We start from the raw sequence: 22,712 nt of genomic DNA, 5'->3' as shown, positions 1-22,712 counted from the left end.
CTGCGGACCGCGGAGTGGAGGAGACCCCATGCGACTTCTGATCGGTGCCGTCTCGGCGCTTTCCCTGACCATGTTTGCAGGGCAGGCCCAAGCCCAGTGCGACGATGGCGAAATGGTTATCAAGTTCAGCCACGTGGTTGCCGAAAAAGGCCATCCCAAGGGAGATGCGGCAACGCTTCTGGCAGACCGGGTGAACGAGGAAATGAACGGAACTGCCTGTATGGAGGTGTTTCCGAATTCGACCCTTTATGATGACGACAAGGTGATGGAGGCCCTGCTTCTTGGCGATGTTCAGCTGGCTGCTCCTTCGCTTGCGAAGTTTGAGGCCTACACTCTCAAATATCGCCTGTTCGATCTTCCTTTCCTGTTTCCCACACTGGATGCGGTGAACAAGTTCACCACGTCAGATGACGGACAGGGCCTGCTGACTGTGATGGAAGACGAAGGCTATACGGGCCTTGGTTTCTGGTCTTCGGGTCTGAAACAGTTTTCTGCCGGCAAGCCGCTTCTGGAGCCGAAGGATGCGGCGGGGCTAAAGTTCCGCGTTCAGACGTCCGACGTTGCCGTTGCCATGATTGAGGCAATGGGCGCGTCAGCGCAGAAACTTGCTTTCAAGGAAGTGTATGGCGCGCTCCAGACCGGTGTCGTGGACGGCCAGGAAAACAGCTGGTGCAACATCTATACGCAGAAATTCTTTGAGGTGCAGGACGGCATCACTGAGACCAATCATCAGCTTCTCGCCTATCTTCTCGTGACGTCTACGGAGTGGCTGGACGGGCTTGATCCGGCGGTGCGCGACCAGTTCGTTACCATTGTTCAGGAAGTGACCGAGACCGCCAACGCCAATGTGGCCGATCAGGAAGGAACTTGCCGCCAGAACATTCTGGATGCCGGGGGCACGATCCGTGAACTGAGCCCTGAGCAGCGCGCGACATGGGTCGAAACCATGAAGCCCGTCTGGGCAAAATTCGAAGGCGATATAGGCAAAGAACTGATTGATTCAGCTGCCGCAAGCGGCTCCTGAGGTTTCAGTCTTTCCCGACGCGACGTCTCCCCTCGTCGCGTTATGCAGGGCCGTCCGCCGTGTGCGGGCGGTCTTGTGGCAGGCGATCTTCGGGAGGGAAATCATGGTTCTGTTATGGCCAGCGCTCGGGCTTGTCGCAATCGTGGCCGTCATGTTCCTCCTGGAACGGCGTTTTCCCGATGCGGTCGGGCGGTTTGAGGAGAATGTGCTTGCCATACTTCTGGCGGCGATCACATTTGTCTCTTTCACCCAGGTTATTGCCAGATACGGCTTCAACAGCGGATGGGGTGGGGCTCTGGAGTTCACACGCATCCTGTTTGCGTGGATGATCCTGTTCGGGATGAGTTATGGCGTGAAGAACGGCATCCATCTGGGGGTCGATGCTTTCATTCGGCTGCTTCCTTCCCGGCTTTTCAAGGCGGTGGCGATTTTCGGCGCTGTCTGTGTTTTCCTTTACGCCTTCATTCTTCTCTACGCGGGTTGGATGACGCTCGTGGGGGCCGATGTGTCCACCAATTGGCGCCAGACCGGCGCTATCGGATACTGGAAATTCATGTTTGACCGGGGCACCGGGCTCGACGATCTCCGCTACCCGCTCTGGATGCAGGAGGCGTTCGGACTGCAGGATCGCGTTCAGCGTTGGGTGGCCTATCTCATGTTGCCCGTGGGGCTCGCCCTCCTCGCATTTCGCGCTCTTGAGGGCGTGGTGGGTATCGCCAAGGGCGAGCGCGACCTGATCATTGCCGGCCACGAAGCAGAAGATCTCGTCGCCGAAAACAAAGATGCCCTGAAGGAGTAGCGGCGATGGAACCGGCCATTCTTTTCGTCCTCGTTTTGCTCCTCCTGTTCCTCGGGGTGCCGGTTGCGGTGGCCCTGGGGCTCTCGTCGCTTATCATCATCGCGTTCTTTTCCAGCGATTCCATCTCCTCGGTGGCGCTTCAGCTTTTCACGGCTTCGCAGAACTACACGCTTCTGGCGATTCCGTTCTTCATTCTGGCGTCCGCCTTCATGTCGACGGGTGGCGTTGCGCGACGCATCATCCGGTTCGCCATCGCTTCCGTCGGCCATTTTCGCGGCGGTCTGGCAATGGCGTCTGTGCTGGCATGCATGATGTTTGCCGCCCTTTCCGGTTCGTCGCCGGCAACGGTGGTTGCGATTGGTACAATAGCCATCGCCGGTATGCGGCAGGTTGGATACTCCAAGGAGTTTGCGGCCGGCATCATCGCCAATGCGGGCACCCTTGGCATTCTGATACCGCCGTCCATCGTGATGGTCGTTTATTCGGCGGCCACGGATGTGTCTGTGGGGCGGATGTTTCTGGCCGGTGTAGTGCCCGGGCTCGTTGCAGGTCTGATGCTGATGGTTGCCATCTATGTGATGGCACGGGTCCGCAACCTCCCGGCCGAGGAATGGAAAGGCTTTCACGAGATCGTCGAGGGCGGCAAGGAGGCGGGCTGGGGCCTTTTTTTGATCATCATCATTCTCGGCGGCATTTATGGCGGAGTTTTCACGCCGACCGAAGCGGCTGCCGTTGCCGCAGTGTATTCCTTCGCGGTGGCCTTGTTCGTTTATCGCGACATGGGACCCATGAAGAACGAGCGGTGGGTCAAGGAGGAAGATGGCCCGCGCGCAAGGGTGGGATTTTCGGCCACGGTCTATGCGCTCGCATTCTTCTTTGTCTGGATGATTTTGAGCTTTTTCCTGACAGCGGACTGGGACGGGGTGACGCTGCAGGGGCGTACGGTGACCGGGGTCGTCCTCTCTCTGGTGGCCATGGTGGCTTATGCAGTGTGGCGCAGCGGGGATGGGCCCGCGGCACTGCCGCGATTGCTTTCGGCGAGCCTGCCGATCTGGCGGCGCAATCTGAGCCTGATGGGACGGAATTTCCTGCGCGCCTTCTTCAACGAAGAGACACGGAAAGTGACGGTCGATGCTGCGCGCACAACGGTCATGCTGATGTTCATCATCGTCAACGCGCTTCTGTTCGCCCATGTGCTTACGGCCGAACGGATCCCCCAGGCCATCACAGGTCTCATGGTCGATGCCGGTTTCACCTGGTTTACCTTCCTGATCGCCGTGAATCTGCTTCTGCTTCTGGGAGGGCAGTTCATGGAGCCATCAGGCCTTCTTCTTATCGTTGCCCCAGTTGTGTTCCCCATCGCTATGGAACTGGGTGTGGATCCGGTCCACCTCGGCATCATCATGGTGGTGAACATGGAAATCGGCATGATCACGCCGCCAATCGGGCTCAATCTGTTCGTGACAAGCGGCATAACCGGCATGAGCTTGATCCAGGTGGTGCGTGCGGCGGCACCATTCGTGGCGGTTCTGTTTATCTTCCTGATACTGGTTACCTATATGCCGGTTATGTCAACATGGCTGCCATACAGCCTTATGGGGCCTGAGATCGTGACAAGGTAACTGCGATTTGAGGAATTTCGTTAAGTAAACGTTAACGATTGGGCAGTTAGGATTCTGACTGTCGGATCGGCTTTCCTCCTCCCAAGCACGGTTCGAAACGGGGCGGCCGACCAGTGGCCGCCTCGTCCGTTTTCATTCTCCTCTCTATCCATGCTCGAGTGCTGTCTGGCGCAGGTCTGCATGTCCTGCTGGGCCTTTCGTGCGGCGCGCCACCATGCTTTGCAGAACAATGACAAGGCTGGGCAAAGCCCGGGCAAGGCTGGAGAACATCCGTATGCAGACCGATCTCATCAAATGGAGCACCAGACCGCGCCCGGAACGCAAGGTGCTTGAGGGACGTAACGTCAGGCTCGAGCCCCTTGATCCGGTGCTCCATGGCAATGGTCTTTATGCCGTATCCACGGTTGCCGATGCGGATGAGCGATTTCGCTGGCTGGCAGAATATCCGCCGGAAAGCGAGGAGGCGTTCAGGCCCTGGCTTGAAACGGCGGCCAAGAGCGCCGATCCGTTTTTCTACGCAGTGATCGACAGGGCGACAGGACATGTCGGCGGCCGGCAGGCACTGATGCGTATCGACCGGGCCAATGGTGTTATAGAGGCTGGAAACATTTATTGGGGACCGGGGATATCGCGCAGCGTGCGGGCGACCGAGGCGCTCTATCTTTTTGCCAGCTACGTCTTTGATGATCTGGGGTACAGGCGCTTCGAATGGAAGTGCAACAATGCCAATCTGCCCTCGCGTCGCGCCGCAGAGCGGTTCGGTTTCAAGTTTGAAGGCGTCTTCCGTCAGCATATGATCGTAAAGAGCGAGAACCGCGACACGGCCTGGTACTCGATACTCGACAGCGAGTGGCCGGCGCTAAAAAGTGCATTTGACGCATGGCTTGATCCAGCCAACTTCGATAAGGAAGGCCGTCAGAAGAAAAGGCTGGAAGCTTTCAGGGACTGACCCTGGAGCTCGGCGAGCAGACAGGCAGGGTCCTTTGTCGGAAAATCGCAAGGCGGCGATCGCAGCCGCGCTCATCCTCATGGGTTTTGGTGTCGTGGCCTATCTGATGCCGCGCATCATGCTCGCCATCGGTGCCTATTCGCCCTGGATTGCAGGCGTCGTCGCTGTTCTTTTCGTGCTGGCATTCTTCATGGTCTTCTGGTTGCGCGCCCGCGCTCAGCGGAAACGCAACTGATCCGGCTAGCCACTCAGGCGGCAAGGCTTGCTGCCAGGAGGGTCAGGCCCAGAAGCATAACAAGGGCGGCGCCCCCGATCTCTATCGCAGTGTGAATGTGGTTGCTCGCGCGGTTGCCGCCCGACAAGGCCACTGCCCAGTTCTTCGCCGTAACGGCGAGGGTCGCCAGCACCGAAACGGTGATCGCCGTTCCGATCGACATGGCAATCACCGATAGAATGCCACCAAGCCAGAGGCTGTTCAGAAATGCAAAGGTGAGCACGATCAGTGCACCGGAGCAGGGGCGTATGCCCACGGCGGCGATGGCAGAGCCTGCGGTTTTCCAGTCAAAACGTTCTCCCGTCAGCAGGGCGGGGTCCGGGGCGTGAGAATGGCCGCAGCTGGGGCAGACCGCATCAGAGTCGTGATCGTGTGCAGCTTCGTGCCCGTGCCCGTGATCAAGGTCATGTCCACATGCGTGTTCATGCACGTGATGATGATGCTCGTGACCGCAGGTGGAGTGGTGGTGATGATCACAATCATGCGCATGAACATGGTGGGGAGTGTGTTCATGGACATGGGCCGCCGAAAGGCTGTGCATGGGTTGCGGGGCGGGGACACGGGTGCGGATGAGGCCTGTGAGCTTGCGCCAGAGGAGCCAGGCACCGAAAGCCGCGATCAGCCCGAAGCTTACAGTTTCAAGAAACCATGCCGCATCGGTCATGGAGATCGACGTCCCACGCAACGCGAGAAAGACGACACCCATCAGAATGATGGCGGTTGCGCCTTGAAGCAGTGCTGAGGCGAAAGAGAGAATGACGCCGCGGCGCAATGCCACCTCATTGGCGAGCATGTAGGAGGAAATGACGGCTTTGCCGTGTCCAGGTCCGGCTGCGTGGAAAACGCCATAAGCGAATGAAAGGCCGATAAGCACCCAGAGCTTGCTGCCATCTTCACGCATCGCCTTCAAGGCGCCGGTCAGAGTGCGATAAAATGCCTGCTGCTGTGCGTTGATCCATTGCAGGGTGCCAGCAAACGGGCCGGTCGGGTTGATCGCCGGTTCGGCCGCTCCAATGCCGAGCGAGCTTTGGGCCAAGGCCGCGCTGCAGATCAGAAGAAGGATTGCAGAGGCGGCAGCGACGTGGCGGAATCGGAGCATGGTTCAGCTATCCTTGCTGCAGATTAGCTCCAGGCGGGTAGCAAAGATCTGACTCATGTCATTGCCGGTTGGATCGTTGAAAAAAGCTTCTGTCAGCGTCTGCTGATTCTGGGCGATCGCTTCATCAGGATCCGGGCGAATGACGCTGCGGGTGCAGCCAGCCGGAAGATTGTTGACGGTCATGTAGCTGTCTTCAACGAAATCGATGGCTGTGTAGAAGGTGGGGTCGTAAACACCAAAATGAATTTCACCGCTAAGGGGAAGGGGCGCTTCGGGTGCGGATTCAAACAGGATGATGAGCTGATTGTCGACGAAGTCGGCGACAAGTCGGTCGGGGGCTTGCATGGGGACATCCTTGCCGTCCCGCGTGACCAACTGGAAATAATTGAAATCGGCAAGCGACCCGTGAACGACGCCTGCAACCTCTTCGAGTTCCGCCTGATCGAGCGCGAGGTCCTGGTTCTTGTCGAACTCGACCAGAACCGTGCTGGAGAAAAGGTCGTCGAAACGCCAGACGTGATGGAGGGACGATACGTTTCCAGCGTCATCGACATTCACGTCGAGCCGAGCTTCGGCAAACACGTGTGGATGAGCAAGGGCGGGAACGGCGAAGAGAAGGGCAAGAAGCGTGGTGCCGGTTCCAAACGTGTAATTCCTGCGAATCGGCATACCCAACAGTCCTGCTCCCAGATCGTCTTTGCTGTTATGTACACGAAACGGGCGGAAATTGGACGCGCTGTTATTTGTTGGGATAATTTTCTTTCAGCCACTGGGCGAGAAAGTCCACAAACGCGCGGACTTTTGCAGGCAAATAGCGTCGATGCGGATAGATGGCGTATATTCCGGCGCCGTCGAAGCTGTTTTGCTCGAGCAGGGGGACCAGACGACCGGCACTGATTTCCGGATCCGCGATGAAGTCCGGCAGGATGGCGAAACCCAGGCCGGACAAAGCCGCTGCTCTGGCCGCCATGGGGCTGTTTACCTCCAGGCGCCCGGTGACCGGGACATTGACGGTTGTGCCATCTTCCAGGCGGAACGGCCAATTCTGACGGTAGCGACTGTTGGTGTCTACAATACAGGGTAAATGGGTGAGCTCTTGCGGCGTGCCTGGTTCACCATGACGGGAGATTAACTCAGGGGACGCGCAAAGCACTACGCGGAAGGGGGCCAGCCGCTTGGCGATCAGCGAAGAGTCGGCGAGCTTGGTGATGCGAATCGCAAGATCGAACCCCTCTTCGACGAGGTCCACGAAACGGTCGTCGAGATTGATTTCGAGCGTGACGTCCGGGTGCGCGCTGGCGAAATCGATGAGTGATTGACCGATGGGAGCATCGGCAAATGTACGGGGTGCGGAGAGCTTTATCCTGCCGCGGACATCTCCTGAAGAATCGCGCACCGCCTCGGCAAGGTCCTCGACATCACGCAACAGTTCAACGGCGCGGGCGAAATAGGTGTGGCCGGCTTCCGTGAGGGACAACTGCCTTGTGGTGCGGTTGAGCAGAAGGGCGCCCAGTTCGTCTTCCAGCTCGCGGACATATTTCGACAAAAGCGCCTTCGATTTTCCGACCTTTCGCGCGGCGGCGGAAAAGCCTTCGGCCTCGACTACATCGACGAATGCGCGCATGCGGCTGAGTGTGTCCACGAGAGTTTCCTTCAGCTTCCAGAGAGGATGTCGGCGGCGATGCGGATGAGCTGCCGGTCGCTGCCGGCGGGCCCGAGCAGTGAGATGCCGAAGGGGGCATCATGCACCTGGCCGAGAGGGATGGTGATCTGCGGCCAGCCCAGTAGGCCGGCAATGGACGTAAGCTTCAGCGCAAGGCTTCGATATCGGTCGAGCTCTTCCTGCGTAGCGTTTTTCAGCGGCGCCACGGTCGGCTGGGTCGGCATGACGAGCACCATGTCGTGATCGAAGAGTGCTGCAAAGTCCTGTTGAAAACGATGGCGCTCAGCGCGCGCCTCGGCCACCGTCGTCGCGCTCAGACGGCTGCCAAACTCGAACCGTTCGTGAACGCCGGGACCGAGTTGCGGGTTTGCAGAGCGGATGAACTCGCCATGCACCTGCCAAGCCTCGAAAGCCTGGATAATACGGAAGCACTCGAACAGTCTGTCCATGGAGCCAGGCAGAGCAAGGAAGGCAGCGTCCCGGTCGAAATGATGCATGACCGACGCAAACATCGCGCCGTAGACCGAGCGCTCCTGCTCCGCGAAAAGAAGGGCCTCGAAATCCGAGATGCGGACCGGGCGCACGAGACAGTCCTTATGCGGATCGCTTCCAAGAAGCACATCGCCGACCCGTGAATAGATAATTGCATCCCGGGAGAACCAGCCAAACGTGTCGAAAGACGGGGCAAGGGGCATGGCTCCCTCGAGCGGGATGCGGCCGTGCGTCGTGCGGAGACCGATCAGGCCACAATAGGAAGCGGGCGCGCGGATGGAGCCATTCGTGTCAGAACCGGCGGCAATGTCGGCCAACCCGCCAGCCACCGCTGCGGCCGAACCGGAAGAAGAGCCACCGGTGAAACGTTGCGGTGCGGCGCGATTGACTGGAGCGGGGTAGTGGGCGTTCTGCCCAATCATCGAGAAGGTCAGTTCATCGGTTTGTGTCTTGCCAATGAAGCGTGCGCCCGCATCAAGAAGTTGCTGGATTGCGGGTGCTGTGTTCTGGGCACGGGGAAAATGCTCAGCGCGGCGCGGATTGCCGCCACCGGTCGGATATCCCGCCACGTCGAAGATATCTTTCACACCAAGCGTCAGACCCGCCAATGGTCCCTCGCCACTGGCAGGAGGAGAAGCGTCTGGGTAATCGAGGAAAGCGTTCAGCGTATCGCGCATCTTGATCATCATCGTCTTCCTCATCGCCCCAGAGCGCCAAAGGTCGGCATTCACGCGCTTTTTTTCAAGGACATAAAATTTTTCATTGATTGTGACAGCCGTTGCGCCTATATCCGCGCTGCCCAAAGTCGCACGTGCCTGTGGGTGTCCGCCGGGCCTCGAAAATGGCGAGGAAACCGGTACGGTACCTGGACCTAACCGCTCCAGTCGGTCTGATGGCCAACCATCAAACCGAGGACATCTTGAAGCAACGACGGTGCGGGCCTTTCTGGTGTCTGCCGGCTGTCCAAAAGCCGGGGTTACTGAAGAGGCACACCTTCATTGCCGGCAGTGCGGTTGGGATCTCCCATCCAAAGCTGAGGCAGACAAAGCGCATCTTCGCCGCGAGGCGGGAATGCATCGTAGCGCGTTATCGCATGACCTGGTTCCGGTGCTCTCCACCTGCCGGCTCCCGTGTGCGCATGCCGCGCCCTTTGTCCACCGCGGAAGCAAGGTTCGCTTTCGCAGTTCGAAGCTTCGGTAACGCGGTCTGAAAGCCGCGATTGGAGAGACACAATGGCCACCCAGCGTATTCTCGATTTCCTCGCCACCCGACGTCCCGAGGGGCCCTGCCTCGTCGTTGATCTCGACGTGGTGCGCGACAATTTTTGCGCCTTCGAAAAGGCACTGCCTGATTCCCGGATCTACTATGCGGTGAAGGCCAACCCGGCACCGGAAATCCTGCGTCTTCTTGCTCAGTTGGGCTCCAGCTTCGACACGGCTTCGGTGGCCGAGATCGAGATGGCGATGAATGCTGGCGCGACTGCAGACCGCATCTCCTATGGCAACACGATCAAGAAGGAGCGCGATATCGCGCGTGCCTATGAACTGGGCATCCGCCTGTTCGCGGTCGATTGCGAGGAAGAGGTGGAAAAAATCGCTCGTGTTGCACCCGGTAGCAAAGTGTTCTGCCGTGTCCTGACGGATGGCGCCGGGGCCGAGTGGCCACTGTCGCGCAAGTTTGGCTGTGTACCGGCCATGGCTGTCAACGTCCTGCGCCATGCCCGCGCCCTCGGTCTGGACCCCTACGGGGTTTCCTTTCACGTTGGTTCGCAGCAAACCGATCTCGACGCTTGGGATCGTGCACTGGCTGACGCGCGTGGTGTTTTTGGTGCGCTGGCCGACGAAGGTATTGTGCTGCGCATGGTCAATATGGGTGGCGGCTTCCCGACGCGTTACCTGCGGGATGTGCCAGCCGCTCAGGCTTACGGCCAGGCGATCTTTTCAGCGCTTCGCAAGCATTTCGGCAACCGCATTCCCGAAACGATTATCGAGCCAGGGCGCGGCATGGTGGGCAATGCAGGTGTCATCAAGTCGGAAGTGGTGCTGATCTCCAAAAAGGCGGACAACGACAATGTCCGCTGGGTCTATCTTGATATCGGCAAGTTTGGCGGTCTGGCCGAGACCATGGACGAGGCGATCCGCTACCCACTCGTGACGCGTCACGACGGCAGCGAAACGGCGCCATGCGTGCTCGCTGGTCCGACCTGTGATTCCGCCGATGTGATGTATGAGAAGACCCCTTATCCGCTGCCGCTGTCGCTGACCATAGGCGATGAGGTGCTGATCGAGGGCACGGGTGCATACACCACGACCTATGCATCGGTGGCTTTCAACGGTTTCGAGCCGCTCCGATCCTATGTGATCTGACCTAGACTGTGTTGCCCGCGCGCTGCAGCGCGGGCCGGGTTTTCCGGATTTCAGGATCAGGCTTATGGAACAGGCTGTTTTCGGCAGCGCATGTGCGCCTGCCATCTCGATTCTTTGCGAAAAGGCTGGTGATGCGGCCGAGCGGGAGGCTCTGCTGGATCGCGTCATGGGCCCTCGGCGCAAGTCAAAATCTTCGGAGAAGCTGCGCCGCGGTCGTTTGCCGGCGGAAGGTTTGGCGTTCGTTGCGCGTGACTTGGGCGGTCGTATGATCGGCTCTGTCCGCCTCTGGAACGTTCGCCTGGGCGATGCTGGCGCCAATGCGCTTCTTCTCGGACCGCTAGCAGTTGAAAGAGAGTTCGCCGGGCAGGGGATTGGCGCTGCGCTGATGCGCCATGCGATTGCAGAGGCGCGTCGGCTGGAGCATCAGGCTATCCTGCTCGTCGGTGATGCCGGCTATTATGGCCGCTTTGGTTTCACGTCCGACCTGACAGGGGGGATTTCCATGCCCGGCCCATACGAGGCCCACAGGTTTTTGGCGTTGGAGCTTACAACGGGCGCGATGGCGCACGCGAGCGGCACGCTTTGTCCCACCGGACGGAAAGCAGCTAGGCGCAGTCTGGTTGCTTGATGATGCCGGAGCGGATCGCACAGGATTTGCGATCCGCTCCGGCAAATCTTTTCTCAGAGCTTATGCGTCTCCAGCTCAGGGGAGTGCGTTACAAGATCTGGCTCAGCTGCATGGCGACAGACATGTCGCCATCAACCTTGAGTTTTCCCTGCATGAATGCAGCTGTTGGGTCGAGGTCGCCCGATATCATTGCTTCCAGATCGTCTTTGGACAAGCTGATGACGCAATCGGCCTGACCATCTTCAGTAGAAACAGCGCTGCCATCCACCACGATGACACCGTCATCTCCACAGTCAAACTTGACCGAACGGCTGAAATCCGAAGCCGCCACGCGGGCCTTCACTTTATCGGCAATTGCGTCCATCCCCATATGGATTCTCCCTGTATGCGCATCTGCGTTGTGTTGTCATTCGGTTGGCAATAGCACATGTCGGGTGCAGTCTGCCGCTGGCGGACAGTAGGTTATACTTGACGTTTACGTCAACGTCTTTCTTGCCGTCAACGTCGTGGTATTGGCGCTCGTTTCTTGCCGACAAGCAGGCGGTCGAGAAGTGCGATCAGAGCATCTCTATTGTCTTCTCCCCCTAGTCTTTCAATGATCCGCTTCTCATGCTGAGCCCACAATTTCGAGATCTCAGAAACGAAATCGGAGCCCTTTGCAGTGAGGTGCAGGGAATGTGACCGGCGGTCGATGTCGCCTTTGCGACGCTCAGCCAGACCGCGGGTCTCAAGGCAATCCATGAGTGCAACGAAATTGGCGCGCTTGATGCCCAACTGCTCCGCCACCTCTGTTTGCTTTTGGCCCGGATTGGCGGCAATCAGAGACAAGACTGCAAATTCGGTTGGTCGCAGCTTCACGCAGGCAAAGGACTTCTGGAAATCCTGAAATACGACAAGTTGCGCCCGGCGCAGCTTGTAGCCGATGGCGGTCGCCAGAAGCGGTAAACAGGGGCTCTGAGCGTGGCTCTCAAAAACATCAAGATATTCATTCCCGGGGTTTCCGGTGGATATATTGACCGAAGGCTGGGTCATCTTCACTGTAAATCTCCAAACTATACTCTTTCGGCCCGCATAAACCGCATCGTCGAAACAGTGCTTTGCATCTCGACCGATAATTGGCGAGACCACCGAAGTAGCAAAAGACTGTTTGCATACGTTGGCCGTATAAGGCAACGCCCTATATCCACATTAAACAGATCCATTTTGGACAAGAATGAGGCGTTTGGATACAAAAGTTCACATAGAATGAGGTTTTTGTATATTATGTTTATGGATATAAGTTTTATAAATAATATTATTTAATACTTCTACTTTTCGTATATGGCTTTGTCTGATTGCTAAAATCAATAAATATTATGGTTCATATGTATTTCTTCACCGCCAAAGCCTTCTTCGGCTCGGCGATCGCATATCTCACAACAAGTCGGGGGAAGCTCAAGCGGGATGTGAGAGCTTGTCTCTCTGTTCAATGCAATGGAGAAGGATGCGTCCGGAGATTATCTGCCATGCCCACCCCCGCTAGGCTTAGTGAGCGCTCTTCTTGGGTGCGGGCGCGGCTTCTGCCGGTCCGAGCCTGCTGCGGGCAGTCTTGTCGCGGATCTCGCTCTTCGACAAATATTCGGCCTGCTCGATGAATACCTCGTGGATGAGCTTATCGCCGACGCGCTCGTTGATGCTGTCGCGAAGCCCATCCCGGAAAGCTACAACGTCGAAGCCCTCTTTGCTTGTGTAGTCAATCGCGGGGTTTGCATAGAGGTGGGAATAAATTTCATCGACCAGCATCGTCTGGACAGGGATGCTGAGGGCGGGCAGTTTCTTCGAATCCACGGAGTAGGAGAGGCGGGTCAGAAAATAACCATCCACCACCCCGGCCTTGATCACCGGCACAGAGATGACATCGGTGCTCACATAGTCGAGGCCACCGAAAAATGCGGGTGGTGGCTCTGCACTGATCTTGGCCTGCGAGAACTGGAACGAATAGAGCATCGTTCCAACCGTGACGGCACAGATCCAGAGCGCGGCAAAAACGAATTTGATCATGCCGGTGAGGCCTGTCCGAATTCCTGCTGCGAGTAGGTGCCGTCTGTCTGTGCGCGCTGGATGGCGTCTTGCAGAAGATCGGCAACTTCGTTGACCGCACCCATGTGAGCCCGAATGGTGGCCTCGTTGTCGGCGAGCTTGTCGCGCAGGCGAATGAGAGCATCCCGGTGCGCATCGGCCAGCCCCGCCTCATTGGCGCCTTTGAGTGCCCGGGTCAGCTCGTAGAGGTGCCGGCTTTTGCGGGCGTTGGAAGCCTTGAGGTCGAAGGCGGGGTCGTTGCGGATTGCCGCGGTTTCCGCATCGATGGTTTCCTCAATGCGCCGCATGATCGCCAAAGCGCTTGCGCCACCATGCTGGTTCAACATGAGGGAGGCATTGTCGGAGTTTGCTGCGGAGGTCATATCATACATGGGGTTGTTCCGTTCCTGAACTTCAGCTGTCTTTGTCGCCGCCGGTCGGGGCCGTGTTCACGCCTAGCGTCTTGGCTGCTTCCCGTTGAATTTCCTCGACCATGGCAGTGGAAAGAAGCGCGCGTTTTCCGATCTCTTCCTGCTCAGGTGTTTGGGAGACTGCGCCTATCGGCACGGGCTTTTCATTTTCCACCGTATAGTCGCGCAAGACATTGCGCGCGATGCCGATGCCGCCCTTTTCTGCCAGCGTCTCGCTCAGTTGCTGGGCCAGCATGGAGCGCCACATTTCACCCGCGAGACCCTCGCCGTAGACGGCAGATGTCTCCTCAGGCAGAAGGGACTGCATAAAGTTCTGCAGCACCATCGCCTCAAATTTCTTTTCGACATCGGAAGGCGCGTTTGCGCTGGCCTTCGAAGTCTGGACGGAATTGCTGTCGAACACTGCCGAGAAACTTGCGGTCACACCGGATTTCGCCTGGAGCCGCTCTTTTGCAGCTGCAGCTTTGGCGGGGTCGGCGGCGCGCGCGACGTTCAGGACAATGTCGCCGGGAGGCGATATCGCCAAGGCGTCCTCCATCATTCGTTTCGTAGGCAGCATCTTCCCAGAACAAGCTTGTGGGAGGCTTAAGTCTCGACGGGTTTGCTCCGCTCGATGAACTCAAGACGTTCCCTGTCAGCAGCACTCCGCTCGGAGAGATCTGTGGCTTCGCGATAGGCTCGCGCGAGCGCATTGCCGCGTGCATCAGCCTGCAAGAGGCGCTGTGCTTCCTGCCTGGCGCGCTCGGTGCTTGTGCGGCTGCGTTCGAGCGCACTGGCGACGCGACGGTGATAGAGTTCAGGAAACAGGGCGGTTATGGCCGATCCGGCATCGAGCGTTTCGGTTATGGCTTTTGCCTCTTCGTGTGCGACGGCGGCCTCGGCCATGTGCGCGGCGTGTTGGGCCTGATGAAAATCCTTGAGGCGCTGCATGACCATAACCAGTTTCTGCAGGCGCTTCTGACGGGGTGTCGGCATCGCTAGCGACCTTCGAAGATTGGGAAGAAGCCCTCGGCAAACAGGCCGAGCAATGAGGGAATGGCGAAATAGAGTAGAATGATGCCTCCGGCGATTACGAACGGCAGGGAAATGAAGTAGATCGGGATTTGGGGCGTAAGCTTGTTGATGAAGCCAATCGCGAGGTTCACCAGGATTGCATAGGCCAGAAACGGGCTGCCAAGCCGGATCATCACGAAGAAGGCATCGGACAGCGTGTCGGTAATATCGGTCAGGGCCGATTGCGGATCGAACAGGCTCTCAATCGGGGCCAGCTCATAGGAGACCACAAGTGCGCGGATGATCTGATGATGAAAATCAAGAACGAAAAGCAACATCAGAGCAGACAGTGAAATGAATGCCGTCAGGGGTGGCTGGGCCTCGGCCTCTTCAATGGCCGTACCACCCGCGGCCATACCGAAGCCGGAAAACATTGCCATGGATGTGCCGATAAACTGCAGCGACAGCACATAAAAGCGGGCGATGAGACCAATCAGCGCTCCAATGGCCAGTTCGGAGGCGATCAGCAGGAAGAGGGGCCCAGGTTCATTGGACACATGTGGCGTGATCAGGTCCCATAGATGCGCCAGCAGGGCCAATGTGGCCGCGACGGCTGCGAACAGGCGGACCTGCATCGGCACACGAACGCTTGAAAGCCCCGGCATAAAGAGGAAGCAGCCGCCAATGCGGCAGAAAGCAAGAAAGGCGGCCAGGAGCGGGGTTTCCAGCATGGGCTCACGTCAACGCCGTAATCAATCGGGGGATCAGTCCCTGGAGACCGGAACCGGTCATCAGGAGATCGAGCCCAATACGCTGAGGTCGACCCCTTTCGCCATTTCCACATGGCTGAGCACGGGAAGCGTGGGGAAGAGCCGCTCGGTGATCATGCGCACATAGGGGCGTGCCTCTGGCGCTGTGACGAGAACGAAGCGTTCGCCGGCATCGAGGTGTTTGCGAATGGCGGTGCTGGCTTCCTGCCCGAACTCCTCGAGCTGGCGCGGGTCGATATCGAACTCGCGGATTTCGCCCTTGGCATCGCGCTTGAGCGCCTGGTGGAAGGCAAGGTCCCAGCGGCCGCCGAGCCTAAGGACCTTGAGCGTGTTGCCTTCAGTCAGATCTCCGCAGATCTGCTGCGCCATCCGAATGCGCACATGCTCCACGATCTGCTCGGTGCGGCGGATATGCGGGGCAATCTCCGCAATCGCCTCGATGATCAGGTGCAGGTTGCGGATCGAGACGCGCTCGGCCAGGAGCAGTTTCAGCACCGCCTGCAGGCCGGGATAGGTGATGTGGGAGGAGCAGATTTCATCAGCAAGCTTGCGGTACTCGGGGTCGAGCCGTTCAATCAGCGCCTTCATGTCCTTGTAGGAGAGGAGCTGCGGCAGGTTGTTGCGGATGACTTCGCTCAGATGGGTGAGCAGCACCGACATGTTGTCGGCGAAGGCATAGCGCTCGCGCTTCAGGTCGTCGGCAAACATTTCCGGCACTGAGAAGGCGCGCATACCGAACGCAGGTTCCTTTACTTCCTCACCGGGCATGTCCGGCATGCGGTTATTCCCGACGAGCACCAGAAGCTCTCCCACGCGCATCTGATATTCCGTCACCACGGTGCCGTGGATCTTGATGCGGTAACTCTTGGGCGGAATGGAGTAGTCGTCGGTCAGGCGTACTTCGGGCACCACAAAACCGTACTGAGCGGCGAACTTCTTGCGCATTTTGCCCATGCGATAGGCGAGCTCCTGATGCGATGCCAGAAGCCGCGTCGAAAGCTGTTTGCCGATGAGGAGTTCGATCTCGGCCGTTTTGAGTGAAGATTTGACGGAGTTGCGCTCCTCCTCTTCCTGGGAGAGCTGTTCCTGTCGTTGTGCTTCATTCTCTTTTTCACGCCGCTGTCGGGCACGCCGTGGCAAGGCGTAGCCTATACCGCCCATGATGCCGGCCAGTGCGACGAAGGGAAGGAAGGGGAGCCCGGGAACGAGGCCGAGCACGGTCAAGAGCATCGCGGCAACGAAGAGCGCACGCGGGTAGGCGCTGAGCTGTCCGAACACCGCCTGATCGGCAGAACCGCGCGTGCCGCCCTTGGAGACCAGCAGACCCGCCGCAAGAGAGACGATGAGTGCGGGGATTTGCGACACCAGGCCGTCGCCGACAGAAAGCTTGGTGAAGACATCTGCCGCTTCGCCGATACTCATATCGTGGCGTGCATATCCGATGGCGATGCCGCCGACGATGTTGATGGCGGTGATGATGAGGCCAGCGATCGCATCGCCGCGCACGAATTTCGAAGCGCCGTCCATCGCGCCGAAGAAGGAGCTTTCCTCTTCAAGTTCGGCGCGACGACGCTGAGCTTCCTTGTCGTCGATCGTACCAGCAGAAAGATCGGCGTCGATCGACATCTGCTTGCCGGGAATGGCATCCAGGGTAAAACGGGCGCCGACTTCGGCGATACGCGTCGAACCCTTGGTGATCACGACGAAGTTGACCACCACCAGGATCATGAAGACGATCAGGCCGATGACGAAATCACCGCTCATCACCATGCGCGAGAAGCCACCGATCACATAGCCGGCCGCGTTGGCTCCTTCATGACCTTCGGACAGGATCACGCGGGTCGTGGCGATGTTGAGCGAGAGGCGCAGCATCGTTGCGATAAGCAGGATGGTGGGGAAGGAGGAGAAATCCAGTGGCCTTTGAATCCATAGCGCGACCATGAGGATCAGCACAGAAAGCGCTATGGAAAAAGCGAGGCCGACGTCGATCAGGAATGCTGGAATGGGCAGAAAGAGAACAGCCAGAATGATGACGATGCCGATGGCAAAGCCGATGTCGCGGCCGTGCTTTCTGGTCTCTGCACCTGTGATTGCTTCGCTTAACGCCATGCCGGTATTCCCACTCAATTCAGGACGCGTTTGCACGTCCGTGTGTGGAAGCTAGCGTCTCAAGCTTGCGTGAAAGAGGAGAGGGGCTGAAAAAGCTTCAGAAGCCGCCTTCAATGCGCTGGAAAATGACGTTGCTGAAACCGGAAATCTGCGATGCGACGAAGGGTGCGGAGAAGGCGACAGCGACGAGGATCGCCACGATCTTGGGAACGAAGGTGAGGGTGATTTCCTGCACCTGTGTCAGCGCCTGTACGAGCGCGATCCCGACGCCGACCACCATGGCGACAATCACCGCCGGGCTGGAGGCGACCAGAACTGTCCAGATGGCATACTGAACAATATCGAGAGCGTCGGCTTCGTTCATCGTTCAGCGGATCACGACACCCGGTCCGACAGGGATTTTGTCGCCGCTTTCGAGAATGGCCATGACGCCATCGCTATACAGGCGCACCTCGGCCACCTTGCCGGTGGTTTCGCCATCGGCGGAAGTGATTTCCCGGCCCACTAGGCTGCCGGCCTGGGCAAGGGCGGAAGCCTGCAGGATCTGGTCGAGCTTGGCATTTGCCTGCACCGACTGCTCGACCTGCGAGAACGTGGCAAGCTGTGCCACATAATCGGTGGATTCCATCGGGCTGGTGGGATCCTGGTTTTTCATCTCCGCGACCAGAAGGCGAAGGAATGCCTGGTAATCGACGGTCTGGGGTGCTGCGGTCTGCTGGGTGCCGTTATTGTAGGTCTGGGCGCCTGATGCTGCTTCCACGTTCATAGCTTACTCTCCTGCAAGGGCGGTGACGGGCTCGCTGGTGGTGGATTGCGTGCTTTGCGTCATAATCTCGTCTTCAACGGGATAGAGCGCACGGATTTCCTTCAGAGCATCATACACCTGGCCGTTCGATACGAGTTCTTCCACATGCTTCAAGCCGGCCCGAATGCGCTCGCTTGTAAAGCTGTTCAAAAGCCGGGGGAGCAACTGAGCGAAGAGCTGACGCGCGTCGTCTGCATTGTCTGGCGTGATCAGCATTATCTGCACGGTGAAGTACAATTGACGCAGCGGCGTGTGCGCATCTTCTGCCTGAAGAACGTGGTTCTCGAGGAGGAATTGTACATTGTTCAGGAACTCGAGCGTGACTTTGCGGTCTGTCTTGATGACAGCGCCGTTGACATAGATCTTCTCGTTCGCTTTGAGTGATATTTTTAAAGTGCTCATTGCTGAATGCCGTCGCGGATGATCTGCGACACCTCGATAAGACCATCAAGGTTCTGCGATCGTCCCTGACGCACCTCTTCTCCCTCGCGCAGCAGCCATAAGCCGATTGAAATAAGATTGGCTCGGAGCTCTTTGGGTAGCTCGTTTTCCGGATTGCCTAAATCGTCGATGAAGGCAGTCCAGACGCGGATCATGAAGTGGATTGCCTCGACGGCTTCCTGCGAGTTCGGGCCCTTGTCGCGCGCGGCCTGAAGAAGATCGATCGAACGGCTCAGAACCTGTTCCTCCCGATCTCGGGCGTCGGCGAGCGAGTCTGTCTGAACTTCGCTGTAGGAAAACTGGTACATGTGCTTCCCGTTCGTTTGGTTCCGGCTGTCTGTCGGTTATCGCAGATAGTTCAAGATGCTGAGCTGCTGCAGGCGTGCGGTCAGTGCGTAGGAGGCGTCGAGCTGGGCTCTCAGATCGTTGACCCGCGTCGCAGCCTCGTAAGGATCTATGCCTTCGCTGTCCTTGATGAGCGTCTTGAACAAATCAACCTGTGTGGAAAGCCGCTCGCTGGCTGCTGAGACCCGGTTTTCGACAATCCCGGCCTGAGCCTGCGCATTTGCGATCTCGGCAACGGCTTCCCCAACAAGCGTGAGCGCCCTATCGTAAAGTACCGTGCGCGCTTCGCCACCGAGCGGGCCGTTGAGGAGATCGGAAATCGTGGTCGCAACCATAGCCAGCTTACGGATGCCGCTCTCATTGGCCGTCAGAGATGTCTCCGCGGTTTCATTCAGGGTGATACGGCTGGTAATCTTCTGGCTGGAGGCGCTGGACCAGTTGGTCTCCCAACCCACTCCGACGAACTGGGGTTCCACAAAATTGGTGAGGAAGTCGTCCATGTCGGCTGCGGTGATATTCGCCGCTGCCGGGTCGTTCTGACTGAAGCCGAACTTGGCCATAAAGGCTGCATCAAAGGCGGCTTTGGCTGGCGAAGCCGGGTCGTGGAAGTCGGACATCGGCTTGACGTCGGTGTTGATGCCAGCGAACAGATACTCACCATTGAGATTGGTGTTGAGTATGCCGGTGATCGACCTCAACACGCGCTCGGCTTCTGCCTGGGAAACCGAGACCTGGTCGATATCAGATTTTGCTGCGGTCAACGAGGCAAGCAGGCTTTGCCCGAGATCGCCAATTTGCGTCATAGCATTTTGTGTTGCTGAAAGACGGTTGGCGGCAATCGCGTTGGCGTCGACAAGCCCGTTGAGGCGGTCAATGTTACGAGTCATCGAAAGGTTGCGGCCGGCATGGGCACCAAGGGCAACGCCAACATCAGCATGCCGTCCGGTTTGCGACTCCTTCAGTCTTTCAGCCAGCTCAGCCTGCATGCGCATGGTCTGGTACCGCAGTGATTGCGACATAGCCAGCGATGAGATGAAGGAGGTTTTCATGGTCGGTCTTTCTACCGGGTCGCCTGCATCAGCGTAGAGAGCATTTCGTCGATGATTGAGATGAGCCGCGCTGAGGCTTCGTAGGCATTTTCGAGATCGAGCAACAACGCCATTTCATTATCGACGTTCACGCCTGTTGCGTTCGAGAGTGCAGTTGCGGTTCGTACGGCCAGAGCTTCCTTGCCTTCAGCACCGCTGGCCGCCTCCTTGCGACTGGCTTCCAGCCAGCCGACGGAATCGAACGAGAACGCGGTCACGCTCCTGTTTGTGTCGAGACCGGCCAGAGGATCAAATGCCATCGGTTCGTCGAGGCGTTGCGAGTAGGCGAGGAGCAGGTCCGAGTAGGATGCCGCGCCGCTTGTGTTGTGCAGATAGGCCGCGCCATTGGCACCGCCGTCACGCAGGAGCGAGGGGTTTCCTCCAGCGCTCTTGTCGAACGCTGTATTGATACGGATTGCTCCGGCCAATCCGTCAATGAGCGTGCCTGCGGGTGGAATGCCGGGGCCGCCGGCCCAGGTAAACAGGCCTGCCATGTCAGGCTGGGTGGCGCTTGGATCCGTCTCGGCAAAGGCCGTGATCAGGCCGCGTGCGACCTCGTCGAGTTGACGCTGCATCTGCAGCGCAGTCTCGTCGCGCAACTGCAGCGCAGCCGCTATCGAGCCTTTTGCACTTGTGTTTCCACCCACGCCGGGCACCAACGGGACGCCGTCAACATAGACCGAGTTTCCGGTCGTGCCTGGCCCGTAGCTTGTGTTCGGAGTGAATGTGACAGGCCGGGGAATAGTCTCAAACAAGGTGGCACCGTCGGCGGTGACGATGACCATATCGTTTCCGGAACGCGTCGTCGTCGAGATTGCGACATATTCGGAAATCTTCTTGAGTAGTGCTCCTCGCCTATCCAGCGCGTCCGAAACGTCGCGGCCGCTTCGCGTGCCATTGACGATCTCCGTATTGACGGTTTCGAACTCGCCGAGAAGGTAATTGAGATCTTCAACCGCTGTCGCGATATCCCGATCCGCATCTGCCCGGAAATTCTGTACCGAGATGGCGCCGTCATTGAGTGACCGCACCACCTGCTTGGCAGCCTGAACAGCGCTTTCTGCAAGAGTCGTGTTGGACGGCGTGGCCGCGTAAAGCTGCAAAGCCTCCTGCAACTTGCTGATCGCGGTGGCCGGCGCATTCGCATCGTCAACGCCATTGACGGTGAGGCGCATGGTGTCGAGCCCGCCAGACATCGCCTTCTGACCTTGCCAGGCCGATATCGCGAAGAGGTTTTGTCTGAAGAGAACTTCGTCGGCCGCGCGCCGAATCTGGACGACGCGCGCCCCGGGGCCCATGCTGGATAGGAGCGCGCTGCGATGCGCGTAGTCCGGATTGCTGGCTTCCGAAACGTTGCGAGAGACAACGGTGGTCTGGCGCGAGGTGTTGAAAAGCGCCGTCTGCGCAATGTTCAGTGCAGATGTCAGGGACATTTACGTTCTTCCACTCCCCCGTTCCGGAAACCCAGGCTTAGCGTTTCAGATTGACCAGAAGTTCCATCAGTTCGGAACCTGTCTGAAACGATTTCGAATTGGCGGTATAGTTGCGCTGAGCCTCGATCATGTCGGTCAGCTCTGTGGCGATGTCGACGTTGGAACGCTCCACAGCCCCCGGAGTTACCTTGCCAAGGCCGCCGGTTCCCGAAAAGCCCAACTGCACGCCGCCCGAATCCGCACTTTCGGAGAAGACGTTGCCGGTAATGACCTTCAACTGATCGGGGCTCTGCACATTGGCAAGAGGAATACGGTACAAAGCCCGCCGGGAGCCATCAGCGTATTGCGCGAAGATCGTCCCGTCCTCGGAGATCTCGACGCTGTCGATTGCATAGGGTGCGCTTCCATCCACCTCGCCGGTGACCGAGAACCCGGTATCGAGCTGGGTCATGTCGGAAAGATCGATGGTCAGCGTGTCGCCGCCCGGCACAGTCAGAGAGATATCCGTGGGGCTCGCGCCATCGAGTTTGCCGTTGGTGGGATCGAAGGTGAGCGTTGTCGTCGCCAATGCCGGATTTGCGTAGGGAAACGACGTGTTGGGTGCCGCATCAGCGCGGTCGTACACAGCGACTTCCCACGTGTCCGCACCTGTCTTGGTCATATAGACGTCGAGCAGTTGCTTGCCGCCCAGGTTGTCGTAGGCGACCAGCGAAGTCTTGTGGGTGTACTGAGCGGTCGCAGCATTGGCAGAGGGCAGATCCGCTGCCGCCACAACGTCAGAGCTTGACGGAAGGTTGGCCGTGAGCGTTCCGTTGCGCGATGGGGTGGCCACCAGCTCCGATTGCGCGATTGTGACAGCTTCAAGCCCGGCGTAACCGTTTGCGGTGACCGCTGGGATGCCGTTGGCGTAGCTGTAGCCCATGAGTTTATAGCCGGCCGCGTTGACGAGCTCACCGTTTGAGTTGGGCACGAAGGAGCCGGCGCGGGTGAGAAAGGGCTGACCATTGGTGCCCTGGACGACAAAGAAGCCATTGCCCTCAATGGCAAGGTCCGTTCCAGAAGTGGTGTATTGCAGCGGTCCGGACTTGGAAATTTCATAGCGGATCGACGTGGTCACACCGCCGGAGTTGTAGGAGCCGCCAGAGGACGGCAGAACAAGCGAGGAAAATTCCGCTTTCGCGCGCTTGTACCCATTTGTGCTGGAGTTGGCGATGTTGTCGGCGACGGTGGACAACCGGTTGGATTGTGCCGCCATGCCGGAAACACCGGTACGCATCATGCCGTAAAGGCCCATCGGAAGTCTCCTCATAGTCTACGCCGATC

26 protein-coding genes are annotated in these 22,712 nt (G+C 58.4%); 7 read left to right on the top strand and 19 right to left on the bottom strand.

What is annotated here, in order from left to right:
- The first annotated feature begins 28 nt into the window (after window positions 1-28).
- The 5 genes from AC2CHD_RS06610 (at window position 29) to AC2CHD_RS06590 (ending at window position 4,629) form a co-directional block, all read left to right on the top strand.
- The gene (locus tag AC2CHD_RS06610; RefSeq protein ID WP_229448443.1) at window positions 29-1,024 is read left to right on the top strand and encodes a DctP family TRAP transporter solute-binding subunit; all 996 of its coding nucleotides are present in this window, start codon (window positions 29-31) and stop codon (window positions 1,022-1,024) included.
- A gap of 103 nt (window positions 1,025-1,127) precedes the next feature.
- Window positions 1,128-1,823, top strand: a complete 696-nt coding sequence (locus AC2CHD_RS06605) for a TRAP transporter small permease (RefSeq protein WP_484552999.1) — start codon at window positions 1,128-1,130, stop codon at window positions 1,821-1,823.
- 5 nt (window positions 1,824-1,828) lie between these two features.
- A complete protein-coding gene (locus AC2CHD_RS06600) occupies window positions 1,829-3,445 on the top strand; it encodes a TRAP transporter large permease (protein ID WP_229448445.1) in 1,617 nt (538 codons plus the stop codon).
- Between the two features lie 274 nt (window positions 3,446-3,719).
- Window positions 3,720-4,394: a GNAT family N-acetyltransferase gene (locus AC2CHD_RS06595; RefSeq protein WP_484552998.1), complete on the top strand. Its 675-nt coding sequence runs from the start codon at window positions 3,720-3,722 to the stop codon at window positions 4,392-4,394.
- Between the two features lie 34 nt (window positions 4,395-4,428).
- The gene (locus AC2CHD_RS06590; protein ID WP_484552997.1) at window positions 4,429-4,629 is read left to right on the top strand and encodes a hypothetical protein; all 201 of its coding nucleotides are present in this window, start codon (window positions 4,429-4,431) and stop codon (window positions 4,627-4,629) included.
- 13 nt (window positions 4,630-4,642) lie between these two features.
- On the opposite strand, the gene AC2CHD_RS06585 is transcribed toward AC2CHD_RS06590, so the two are convergent.
- The 4 genes from AC2CHD_RS06585 to AC2CHD_RS06570 all read right to left on the bottom strand — a co-directional run bounded on the left by AC2CHD_RS06585 (window position 4,643) and on the right by AC2CHD_RS06570 (window position 8,608).
- Window positions 4,643-5,767 (bottom strand): nickel/cobalt transporter, encoded by a 1,125-nt coding sequence (locus tag AC2CHD_RS06585; RefSeq protein ID WP_484552996.1) that lies wholly within the window; start codon window positions 5,765-5,767, stop codon window positions 4,643-4,645.
- Between the two features lie 3 nt (window positions 5,768-5,770).
- Window positions 5,771-6,436, bottom strand: a complete 666-nt coding sequence (locus AC2CHD_RS06580) for a DUF1007 family protein (protein ID WP_484552995.1) — start codon at window positions 6,434-6,436, stop codon at window positions 5,771-5,773.
- A 70-nt stretch (window positions 6,437-6,506) separates the two neighbouring features.
- Window positions 6,507-7,409: a LysR family transcriptional regulator gene (locus tag AC2CHD_RS06575; protein ID WP_484552994.1), complete on the bottom strand. Its 903-nt coding sequence runs from the start codon at window positions 7,407-7,409 to the stop codon at window positions 6,507-6,509.
- 11 nt (window positions 7,410-7,420) lie between these two features.
- The gene (locus tag AC2CHD_RS06570) at window positions 7,421-8,608 is read right to left on the bottom strand and encodes an amidase (RefSeq protein ID WP_484553232.1); all 1,188 of its coding nucleotides are present in this window, start codon (window positions 8,606-8,608) and stop codon (window positions 7,421-7,423) included.
- A 546-nt stretch (window positions 8,609-9,154) separates the two neighbouring features.
- On the opposite strand from AC2CHD_RS06570, the gene odc2 reads away from it, so the two are divergent.
- Entirely contained in the window at window positions 9,155-10,288 is a 1,134-nt protein-coding gene (gene odc2, locus AC2CHD_RS06565; RefSeq protein ID WP_484552993.1) for an ornithine/lysine decarboxylase, read from the top strand.
- Window positions 10,289-10,352: 64 nt separating this feature from the next.
- Complete coding sequence (locus AC2CHD_RS06560; RefSeq protein WP_484552992.1) at window positions 10,353-10,916, top strand: GNAT family N-acetyltransferase; 564 nt, start codon at window positions 10,353-10,355, stop codon at window positions 10,914-10,916.
- Between the two features lie 88 nt (window positions 10,917-11,004).
- Here AC2CHD_RS06560 and AC2CHD_RS06555 read toward each other — a convergent pair whose 3' ends face one another.
- From AC2CHD_RS06555 to AC2CHD_RS06485, 15 genes are all read right to left on the bottom strand, one after another.
- A complete protein-coding gene (locus tag AC2CHD_RS06555; RefSeq protein ID WP_229448459.1) occupies window positions 11,005-11,286 on the bottom strand; it encodes an SCP2 sterol-binding domain-containing protein in 282 nt (93 codons plus the stop codon).
- Between the two features lie 128 nt (window positions 11,287-11,414).
- On the bottom strand, window positions 11,415-12,089 hold the full coding sequence (locus AC2CHD_RS06550; protein ID WP_229448461.1) for a MarR family winged helix-turn-helix transcriptional regulator: 675 nt from the start codon (window positions 12,087-12,089) through the stop codon (window positions 11,415-11,417).
- Between the two features lie 351 nt (window positions 12,090-12,440).
- On the bottom strand, window positions 12,441-12,956 hold the full coding sequence (locus AC2CHD_RS06545) for a hypothetical protein (protein WP_229448462.1): 516 nt from the start codon (window positions 12,954-12,956) through the stop codon (window positions 12,441-12,443).
- The gene (locus AC2CHD_RS06540) at window positions 12,953-13,366 is read right to left on the bottom strand and encodes a hypothetical protein (RefSeq protein WP_484552991.1); all 414 of its coding nucleotides are present in this window, start codon (window positions 13,364-13,366) and stop codon (window positions 12,953-12,955) included. The genes AC2CHD_RS06545 and AC2CHD_RS06540 overlap by 4 nt, the downstream gene beginning before the upstream one ends.
- Before the next feature lie 22 nt (window positions 13,367-13,388).
- On the bottom strand, window positions 13,389-13,931 hold the full coding sequence (locus AC2CHD_RS06535; protein ID WP_484552990.1) for a rod-binding protein: 543 nt from the start codon (window positions 13,929-13,931) through the stop codon (window positions 13,389-13,391).
- A 59-nt stretch (window positions 13,932-13,990) separates the two neighbouring features.
- Window positions 13,991-14,380: a hypothetical protein gene (locus AC2CHD_RS06530; protein WP_484552989.1), complete on the bottom strand. Its 390-nt coding sequence runs from the start codon at window positions 14,378-14,380 to the stop codon at window positions 13,991-13,993.
- 2 nt (window positions 14,381-14,382) lie between these two features.
- Window positions 14,383-15,129, bottom strand: a complete 747-nt coding sequence (gene fliR / locus AC2CHD_RS06525) for a flagellar biosynthetic protein FliR (protein WP_484552988.1) — start codon at window positions 15,127-15,129, stop codon at window positions 14,383-14,385.
- A gap of 60 nt (window positions 15,130-15,189) precedes the next feature.
- Window positions 15,190-17,277, bottom strand: a complete 2,088-nt coding sequence (gene flhA / locus AC2CHD_RS06520) for a flagellar biosynthesis protein FlhA (RefSeq protein ID WP_229448467.1) — start codon at window positions 17,275-17,277, stop codon at window positions 15,190-15,192.
- 97 nt (window positions 17,278-17,374) lie between these two features.
- A complete protein-coding gene (fliQ, locus tag AC2CHD_RS06515) occupies window positions 17,375-17,641 on the bottom strand; it encodes a flagellar biosynthesis protein FliQ (RefSeq protein ID WP_007008607.1) in 267 nt (88 codons plus the stop codon).
- A gap of 3 nt (window positions 17,642-17,644) precedes the next feature.
- Window positions 17,645-18,043, bottom strand: coding sequence for a flagellar hook assembly protein FlgD (gene flgD / locus AC2CHD_RS06510; RefSeq protein WP_229448468.1), 399 nt, complete (start codon window positions 18,041-18,043; stop codon window positions 17,645-17,647).
- 3 nt (window positions 18,044-18,046) lie between these two features.
- A complete protein-coding gene (flbT, locus tag AC2CHD_RS06505; RefSeq protein ID WP_229448469.1) occupies window positions 18,047-18,484 on the bottom strand; it encodes a flagellar biosynthesis repressor FlbT in 438 nt (145 codons plus the stop codon).
- A complete protein-coding gene (flaF, locus tag AC2CHD_RS06500) occupies window positions 18,481-18,831 on the bottom strand; it encodes a flagellar biosynthesis regulator FlaF (RefSeq protein ID WP_229448470.1) in 351 nt (116 codons plus the stop codon). Before flaF ends, flbT begins: the two co-directional genes overlap by 4 nt.
- 36 nt (window positions 18,832-18,867) lie before the next feature.
- Window positions 18,868-19,917, bottom strand: a complete 1,050-nt coding sequence (locus AC2CHD_RS06495; protein WP_484552987.1) for a flagellar hook-associated family protein — start codon at window positions 19,915-19,917, stop codon at window positions 18,868-18,870.
- Between the two features lie 11 nt (window positions 19,918-19,928).
- Complete coding sequence (gene flgK / locus AC2CHD_RS06490) at window positions 19,929-21,389, bottom strand: flagellar hook-associated protein FlgK (protein WP_484552986.1); 1,461 nt, start codon at window positions 21,387-21,389, stop codon at window positions 19,929-19,931.
- A gap of 37 nt (window positions 21,390-21,426) precedes the next feature.
- Entirely contained in the window at window positions 21,427-22,683 is a 1,257-nt protein-coding gene (locus tag AC2CHD_RS06485) for a flagellar hook protein FlgE (protein ID WP_484552985.1), read from the bottom strand.
- Between the last annotated feature and the right edge of the window lie 29 nt (window positions 22,684-22,712).

The sequence above is a fragment of the Nitratireductor sp. ATLC21 genome, from assembly GCF_057196525.1.
This window is presented reverse-complemented; position numbering and strand designations above follow the sequence as displayed.

Bases quoted from the DNA above. Each gene is read 5' to 3' on its own strand.
- flhA (WP_229448467.1), bottom strand. From the start codon at position 17,277: ATGGCGTTAAGCGAAGCAATCACAGGTGCAGAGACCAGAAAGCACGGC.
- AC2CHD_RS06580 (WP_484552995.1), bottom strand. From the start codon at position 6,436: ATGCCGATTCGCAGGAATTACACGTTTGGAACCGGCACCACGCTTCTT.
- AC2CHD_RS06585 (WP_484552996.1), bottom strand. From the start codon at position 5,767: ATGCTCCGATTCCGCCACGTCGCTGCCGCCTCTGCAATCCTTCTTCTG.
- AC2CHD_RS06495 (WP_484552987.1), bottom strand. From the start codon at position 19,917: ATGAAAACCTCCTTCATCTCATCGCTGGCTATGTCGCAATCACTGCGG.
- fliR (WP_484552988.1), bottom strand. From the start codon at position 15,129: ATGCTGGAAACCCCGCTCCTGGCCGCCTTTCTTGCTTTCTGCCGCATT.
- flbT (WP_229448469.1), bottom strand. From the start codon at position 18,484: ATGAGCACTTTAAAAATATCACTCAAAGCGAACGAGAAGATCTATGTC.
- AC2CHD_RS06605 (WP_484552999.1), top strand. From the start codon at position 1,128: ATGGTTCTGTTATGGCCAGCGCTCGGGCTTGTCGCAATCGTGGCCGTC.
- flaF (WP_229448470.1), bottom strand. From the start codon at position 18,831: ATGTACCAGTTTTCCTACAGCGAAGTTCAGACAGACTCGCTCGCCGAC.
- fliQ (WP_007008607.1), bottom strand. From the start codon at position 17,641: ATGAACGAAGCCGACGCTCTCGATATTGTTCAGTATGCCATCTGGACA.
- AC2CHD_RS06560 (WP_484552992.1), top strand. From the start codon at position 10,353: ATGGAACAGGCTGTTTTCGGCAGCGCATGTGCGCCTGCCATCTCGATT.
- AC2CHD_RS06540 (WP_484552991.1), bottom strand. From the start codon at position 13,366: ATGTATGATATGACCTCCGCAGCAAACTCCGACAATGCCTCCCTCATG.
- AC2CHD_RS06570 (WP_484553232.1), bottom strand. From the start codon at position 8,608: ATGATCAAGATGCGCGATACGCTGAACGCTTTCCTCGATTACCCAGAC.
- AC2CHD_RS06610 (WP_229448443.1), top strand. From the start codon at position 29: ATGCGACTTCTGATCGGTGCCGTCTCGGCGCTTTCCCTGACCATGTTT.
- flgD (WP_229448468.1), bottom strand. From the start codon at position 18,043: ATGAACGTGGAAGCAGCATCAGGCGCCCAGACCTACAATAACGGCACC.
- AC2CHD_RS06595 (WP_484552998.1), top strand. From the start codon at position 3,720: ATGCAGACCGATCTCATCAAATGGAGCACCAGACCGCGCCCGGAACGC.
- AC2CHD_RS06600 (WP_229448445.1), top strand. From the start codon at position 1,829: ATGGAACCGGCCATTCTTTTCGTCCTCGTTTTGCTCCTCCTGTTCCTC.
- AC2CHD_RS06555 (WP_229448459.1), bottom strand. From the start codon at position 11,286: ATGGGGATGGACGCAATTGCCGATAAAGTGAAGGCCCGCGTGGCGGCT.
- AC2CHD_RS06485 (WP_484552985.1), bottom strand. From the start codon at position 22,683: ATGGGCCTTTACGGCATGATGCGTACCGGTGTTTCCGGCATGGCGGCA.
- AC2CHD_RS06545 (WP_229448462.1), bottom strand. From the start codon at position 12,956: ATGATCAAATTCGTTTTTGCCGCGCTCTGGATCTGTGCCGTCACGGTT.
- odc2 (WP_484552993.1), top strand. From the start codon at position 9,155: ATGGCCACCCAGCGTATTCTCGATTTCCTCGCCACCCGACGTCCCGAG.
- AC2CHD_RS06530 (WP_484552989.1), bottom strand. From the start codon at position 14,380: ATGCCGACACCCCGTCAGAAGCGCCTGCAGAAACTGGTTATGGTCATG.
- flgK (WP_484552986.1), bottom strand. From the start codon at position 21,389: ATGTCCCTGACATCTGCACTGAACATTGCGCAGACGGCGCTTTTCAAC.